The organism is Aquabacterium sp. (assembly GCF_041915145.1).
In the GTDB taxonomy this organism is placed as follows: domain Bacteria; phylum Pseudomonadota; class Gammaproteobacteria; order Burkholderiales; family Burkholderiaceae_C; genus Aquabacterium.
Map to the genome: position 1 here is coordinate 1 of NZ_JAYSBZ010000113.1, position 6,120 is coordinate 6,120.

At 70.9% G+C, this 6,120-nt stretch carries 7 protein-coding genes and 2 pseudogenes; 7 read left to right on the forward strand and 2 right to left on the reverse strand.

The genetic code is table 11. The annotated features are described in order from the left end of the window. Positions 1 to 208: pseudogene (locus ACE3SS_RS14375) on the reverse strand (radical SAM protein); the annotation flags it as partial. Positions 209 to 343: 135 nt separating this feature from the next. Here ACE3SS_RS14375 and ACE3SS_RS14380 point away from each other — a divergent pair. Next, entirely contained in the window at positions 344 to 1,648 is a 1,305-nt protein-coding gene (locus tag ACE3SS_RS14380; RefSeq protein WP_374595111.1) for a DEAD/DEAH box helicase, read from the forward strand. A 123-nt stretch (positions 1,649 to 1,771) separates the two neighbouring features. On the opposite strand, the gene ACE3SS_RS14385 is transcribed toward ACE3SS_RS14380, so the two are convergent. Beyond that, on the reverse strand, positions 1,772 to 1,939 hold the full coding sequence (locus ACE3SS_RS14385; RefSeq protein ID WP_374595113.1) for a hypothetical protein: 168 nt from the start codon (positions 1,937 to 1,939) through the stop codon (positions 1,772 to 1,774). Positions 1,940 to 2,077: 138 nt separating this feature from the next. On the opposite strand from ACE3SS_RS14385, the gene ACE3SS_RS14390 reads away from it, so the two are divergent. From ACE3SS_RS14390 to ACE3SS_RS14415, 6 genes and pseudogenes are all read left to right on the forward strand, one after another. Continuing rightward, positions 2,078 to 2,863 (forward strand): hypothetical protein, encoded by a 786-nt coding sequence (locus ACE3SS_RS14390; RefSeq protein WP_374595115.1) that lies wholly within the window; start codon positions 2,078 to 2,080, stop codon positions 2,861 to 2,863. A 46-nt stretch (positions 2,864 to 2,909) separates the two neighbouring features. Continuing rightward, positions 2,910 to 3,551, forward strand: a complete 642-nt coding sequence (locus ACE3SS_RS14395; RefSeq protein ID WP_374595117.1) for an FABP family protein — start codon at positions 2,910 to 2,912, stop codon at positions 3,549 to 3,551. 13 nt (positions 3,552 to 3,564) lie between these two features. Next, a complete protein-coding gene (locus ACE3SS_RS14400; protein ID WP_374595119.1) occupies positions 3,565 to 4,560 on the forward strand; it encodes a DUF2804 domain-containing protein in 996 nt (331 codons plus the stop codon). A 13-nt stretch (positions 4,561 to 4,573) separates the two neighbouring features. Next, entirely contained in the window at positions 4,574 to 5,020 is a 447-nt protein-coding gene (hypA, locus tag ACE3SS_RS14405; protein ID WP_374595121.1) for a hydrogenase maturation nickel metallochaperone HypA, read from the forward strand. Positions 5,021 to 5,033: 13 nt separating this feature from the next. Continuing rightward, a complete protein-coding gene (gene hypB / locus ACE3SS_RS14410) occupies positions 5,034 to 5,831 on the forward strand; it encodes a hydrogenase nickel incorporation protein HypB (protein ID WP_374595123.1) in 798 nt (265 codons plus the stop codon). Then, positions 5,828 to 6,120 (forward strand): annotated as a pseudogene (locus ACE3SS_RS14415) (carbamoyltransferase HypF); the annotation flags it as partial. The gene hypB and the pseudogene ACE3SS_RS14415, both read left to right, overlap by 4 nt.

Sequence of the window (6,120 nt, forward strand, 5' to 3'; positions counted from 1 at the left end):
ATTGATCGACGAAGTGCCACACCTGCCGCGAGCGCGTGGCCTCGGGCTGCTGCACGGCCGCGTCGTAAACGGCCTGCAAGCCGCTGCGCGACAGCAGCCGCAGCACCAGCGCCAGGGCCAGGTCTTCCTGCACCGCCGGCACGCCGCGCGAGCGCAAGAAGCCCGTGAGGTAGGCGGTGGACGGATATGGCGTGTTGAGCTGCGTCATCGGCGGGATGACGGCGAGCACGCGGACGGATGACAAGGCAGACGACAAGGTGGAGCGGAGCAAGGCAGGCGGGGTGGCTCATTGTGCCCGGCGGCCTGGGTGGACAATCACCGATCCGCCTGATGGCCCGCCTGCATGCCCCACACCGAATCATCCGCCGCCGCCTTCGACTCGTTCGGCCTCGCGCCCGCCCTGCTGCGCGCCGTCGAGCAACGCGGCTACCGCGAGCCCACGCCCGTCCAGGCCGCGGCTCTGCCGGCCATCTTGCGCGGGGCCGACGTGCTGGGCCATGCGCCCACCGGTTCGGGCAAGACGATCGCCTTCGCACTGCCCATCTTGCAAGCCGTGCAGGCCAGCCGGCGCGACGCCCCCTTGCGCGTGCAAGCCCTGGTGCTGGTGCCCACGCGCGAGCTGGCGGCGCAGGTGGGTGCGGTGCTGCGCGACTTGGCCAGCGCGGTGATCCTGCCCCAGCGGTTGAAGATCGCCGTGGTGTTCGGCGGCGTGTCGATCAACCCGCAGATGATGGCGCTGCGCGGCGGCGCCGATGTGATCGTCGCCACGCCCGGCCGCCTGCTCGATCTGGTGGACAGCGACGCGGTGCAGCTCGGTGTCGTCCGCACCCTGGTGCTCGACGAGGCCGATCGCCTGCTCGACCTGGGCTTTGCCGACGAGCTGCAGCGCGTGCTGGCCTTGCTGCCGGCGCGGCGGCAGAACCTGTTCTTCTCGGCGACCTTCCCGCCCGCTGTGCAGGCGCTGGCCGACGGCCTGCTGCGCGAGCCGGTGCGCGTCGAGGTGGCAGCCACACCCGAGACGGCGCCCGACATCACCCAGCGCGCCATCACGATCGATGCCAACCGCCGCACGCAACTGCTCAAGCACCTGCTGCAAACGCATGACGCCGACGCGTGGCCGCGCGTGCTGGTCTTCGTGGCCAGCAAGTACGCGGCCGAGCTGGTGGCCTACAAGTTGAGCGGCGAGGGCGTGGCGGCGGCGCCGTTTCACGGGGCCTTCAGCCAGGGCGCGCGCACCGACACGCTAGACGATTTCAAGTCCGGCGCGCTGCGCGTGCTGGTGGCCACCGACGTGGCCGCGCGCGGCATCCACATCGACCGGCTGCCGGTGGTCGTCAACTACGACCTGCCGCGCGCGCCGGCCGACTACACCCACCGCATCGGCCGCACCGGTCGAGCCGGCCACAGCGGCGTGGCGATCAGCTTCGTGAGCGCGGCCACCGAGGCGCATTTCAGGCTCATCGAGAAGCGCCAAGGCCAGCGCGTGGCGCGCGAGCAGATCGAAGGCTTCGCGCCAACCGAGACCGTGCCGCCCGACCTGGGCCAGGGCGTGGGCGGCATCAAGGGCCGGCGCAAGAGCAAGAAAGACAAGCTGCGCGAAGCCGCCGCGCAGCCAGGCGCAGCCGATACCGGCACCTCGACAAAATAAGGCGCGCCGGTTCTGGCAGGTTCGATCTGGGGGAGTGCACGGCCCGGCAGAACGCCGGGGCCGGATCATTCATGGCCGGAAGCGACCACGAAAGCTGGGCGCAAGGCCCAGCCGGGGGGGGGCTCAGCCGCCCTTCTTGCAGCGCTTGCCGGGGTTCTTCTTGCTGCGCGTGGCCACGCCGCGTTCCAGGCTGCGCTTTTGGCCGCGCACGGTGGTGACGGTCACGCCATTGGGCACGGCGGGGCGGGGGGTGGCACGGCGGTCGGCTTCGGTAACGATTTTGTTGCCCATGAGTGGCTCCAGAAAAATTTTGACGAAACCGCGATTAGGCCACATTGTCCGATCCGGTCGCCAGCCCGGCCCGCCCGCCCGGGGCCGGGGCGGTATTCTTGAACGCTGTCTGAAACGATTTGAACGAGGTCGCGATTCATGCCCGGGTTGAGCTGGCACACCTATGACCAATATGGCTACGCCTTGATGGTGGTGCTGGGCACGCTGGCCGCCGTGGCCGGGGTGCGCCGGGTGCTGGGGCGCCCCCGCTGGGCCGGCTGGGTGGCCTCGCTGCAGGGGGTGGCGCCGCCATTCATCAACGTGATCGGGGTGCTGTTCGGCCTGACGCTGGCCTTTCTGGCCAACGACACCTGGAGCGCCCACGACCGCGCCACCAAGGCGGTCTACATCGAGGCCGACGCGCTGCGCAGCCTCGACGTGCTGACCCGCGAGCTGCCCGAGCCGCTGCGCGGCCGCGTCCACCAGGCCCTGCTCGACTACGCCCGGGCCAGCGCCGCCGAGTGGCCGGCCCTGGCGCAGCGGCGGCCGCAGGCGATCGTGTCGGCGCAGGCCGACGCCCTGCTCGGCCTGCTGGCCAGCCGCGCGGTGGCGCAGGCGCTGGGCGAGGGCGTGCAAGGTCTGGCGCTCGAGAAGGCCGGCGAGATCCGCGCCCAGCGCGATCAGCGCATCGGCCTGAGCCAGACCCACGTCAACCCGCTCAAGTGGCTGGGCATGGCGTTTCTGGGTTTCGTGACGCTGCTGTCGGTGATGGTGGTGCACGCGGCGCAACCCCGGGCGGCCCTGATCGCGGTGGTGCTGTTTGCCTTGGCGGCGGCCCCCACAGCCGCTATCGTGCTGGTTCAGGGCAACCCGTTTCAGCAACCCACGACCGTGTCGCCCGAACCGATCGCCCTGGCCGTGCCGGCCATCTGCAGCCACCGCTGAGCCGCCGATCCACCGACACCCCGCCCACCGCATTCAAAGGCCCGCCATGAGTGACCCCCGCCCGATCCCCGCCGACATCTACACCGAACCGCGCGACATCGACGTCAACACGCTGGCCAACCTCGGCCCGCTGCGCGCCCTGGCCGGCGTGTGGCAAGGCACGCGCGGGCTCGATGTGAAGCCCAAGGCCGAGGGGCCGAAGAAGCAGGCCTACGTCGAGCGCATCGAGCTGCAACCCATCGACCCGCAGACCAACGGCCCGCAACTGCTCTACGGGCTGCGCTATCACACCCACGTCACCAAGCCGGACCAGGTCAAGACCTATCACGACCAGGTCGGCTACTGGCTGTGGGAGCCCGCCACCGGCACGATCATCCACACGCTGACCATTCCGCGCGGCGTGGTCGTGCAGGCCGTGGGCCAGGCGGCGCCCGACGCCAAGCGCTTCGAGCTGGTCGCCCGCGAAGACGACCCCTGCTTCGGCATCCGCTCGGCGCCGTTCTTGCAAGAGGCGTTTCGCACGGTCGAATTTCGCATCACGGTCACGATCAACGACGACGGCACCTGGGGCTACGACGAAGACACCGTGCTCAAGATTCGCGGGCAAAGCGAGCTCTTCCACCACACCGACCGCAACCTGCTGAGCAAGGTGGCCGAGCCCACGCCCAACCCGCTGGCGCGCGGCTGAGCGAGCGATTCGCATGACCCTGCCCGCCGCCCCCTCTCGCGTGGTCACCGCCGGCGAAGCGCTCAGCGGGCGCTATCGCGGCCGCGTCGCCCGCATCGACTGGGCCGAGCTGCAAGCCGCCCGGCAGCACTCGGCACTGTGGCGTCGCCTGCATCACAAGCGCTGGCAGTACGTGGGCATCGGCTCGGGCGACTTGTTCATCGGCGTGGCCATCGTCGATGTGGGCTGGTGCTGTTCGAGCTTCGCCTACCTGTTCGACCGCCGCGAGCGACGCCTGCTGACCGACTGGTCGCGAGAAGGCCTGCCCGGGCGCTCGGGCGGGGTGAGCGACGCGCCGGTGGACGGCGGCCGCGCCTGGTTTGGTGGCCGCCGCGCCGCGCTGTCGGTGCAGCACGAGGCGGGCGACCGGCTGACCCTGAGCGTGGACGTGCCCGGCTTGCGCGTCGAGGCCGTGCTGTCGCTGCAACCAGCCGCGCCGCTGTTGCTGGCCGTGGGGCCCATCGACGGCGGCGCCGCGCACGCCACGCAAAAGTCGTCCGCCCTGACCACCTCCGGCTGGGCCGAAGCCCGGGGCCGGCGCTTCTCGCTCGACGGCGCGGTGAGCAGCCTCGACAGCTCCAACGGCCTGCTGGCGCGCCGCACGGCGTGGCGCTGGGCCAGCGCGCACAGCCCCGAGGTGGGCTTCAACCTGCAGCAAGGCTACTTTGGCGACTACGAGAACGTGCTGTGGCTCGACGGGCACCTCTTCGCGCTGGGCGCGGCGCGCTTCGAGTTCGACCCCGCCCAGCCCTTGCGGCCCTGGCGCGTGCACACCGACGACGAGCGGCTCGACCTGCGCTTCACCCCCGAGGGCGCGCGGCAGGCCGATCTCAACCTCGGCCTCGTCGCCAGCTACTACATCCAGCCCGTGGGCACTTTCGACGGCTGGGTGCGCGCCGCGCGGGGCGACGCCAAGCGGCCGGTGCAGGGCCTGCTGGGCGTGACCGAAGACCACCGCTCGAAGTGGTGACGTTGGCGGAGCCATGCACGAGCTGAGTCTGGCCGAACACATCGTCGAGCTGGTGCAGGCGGCGGCGCAACGCGAGGGCTTCAGCGCCGTGCGCGTGCTGCGCCTGCAGGCCGGCGCGCTGTCGGGCGTCGAGGTGCAGGCGCTGCGCTTTGCGCTGGAGGCCGTGGCGCCGCGCACCTGTCTGCACGGCGCCCGCATCGAGATCGACGAGCCCCCCGGCCAAGCCTGGTGCCCGGCCTGCGCGCAAACCGTGACCATCGACAGCCGCATCGACCCCTGCCCGCAATGCGGCGGCTTCGGGCTGCGCGTGACGGGCGGCACCGAGCTGCGCGTGGCCGAGCTGATCGTGGCGGACGCGCCGGGCCCCGCGGCCCCCGATGCTTCGCCCACGTCAACACCCGCGTCATCAAGCTCTGCTAGCGTGTCAGATGAAACGTCGCCACCGAGCGGACGAGTCTGATCAGGAGTGAGCCATGTGTGTGGTGTGTGGATGCAATGACGCGCAAGCGCCGGCCCCGGCGGGCGACCTGCATTACGGGCACAACGCGGCGGGCGTGACCGTGCATGGTCTGAGCACCGAGCGCAGCATCCAGCTCGAAGCCGATGTGCTGGGCGCCAACCAGCACGTGGCCGACCACAACCGCGCGCACTTCAAGGCGCACGGCATCGCGGCGCTCAACCTCGTGTCCAGCCCCGGGGCGGGCAAGACCACCCTGCTGTGCGCCACGCTGCAACGCTGGCGCGAGCAGCGCCCCGAGGTGCCGGTGGCCGTGATCGAGGGCGATCAGCAGACCACGTTTGATGCCGACCGCATCCGCGCCACCGGGGTGCCGGCCATCCAGGTCAACACCGGCAAGGGTTGCCACCTCGACGCCCGCATGGTGGCCGACGCCTTTGCGCGCTTGCCGCTGCATCAGCATCACGATGGTCACGAGCATGCGCAGGGCCACCAAGAAGGCCTACTCCTGATTGAAAACGTCGGCAACCTCGTCTGCCCCGCCTTGTGGGACCTGGGCGAAGCGGCCAAGGTGGCCATCCTCTCGGTGACCGAGGGCGACGACAAGCCGCTCAAGTACCCCGACATGTTCGCCGCCGCCAAGCTGCTGCTCATCAACAAGATCGACCTGCTGCCCTACGTGAGCTTCGACGTGGCCCACGCCATCGACTGCGCCCGCCGCGTCAACCCTGCCATCGAGGTCTTGCAGGTCTCGGCCACGCGCGGCGACGGGCTCGATGCGTGGCTGCACTGGCTCGGGCACGTGGCGCCATGACCGCAGGCTTGCAGATGCTGCCCCGCTCGGCCGGCGCGCGCGTGCTGGCCTGCGGCGCATGGCTCAAGAACGCGGCCTGCCTGCTCGACGGCGACCGCGTGCAGTGGTCGGCCCAGCACGGCGACCTGAGCGACCCGGCAGCCTGCGCGGCGCTGGAGGCGTCGATCGAGCAACTCGTGGCGCAGGCACAGGCGTCGGGGGGCCCCATCGACGCCGTCGCGCACGACCTGCACCCCGACTTCCACAGCACCCGCGTGGCGCTGGCCTGGGCGCAGCGCCTGGGCGTGCC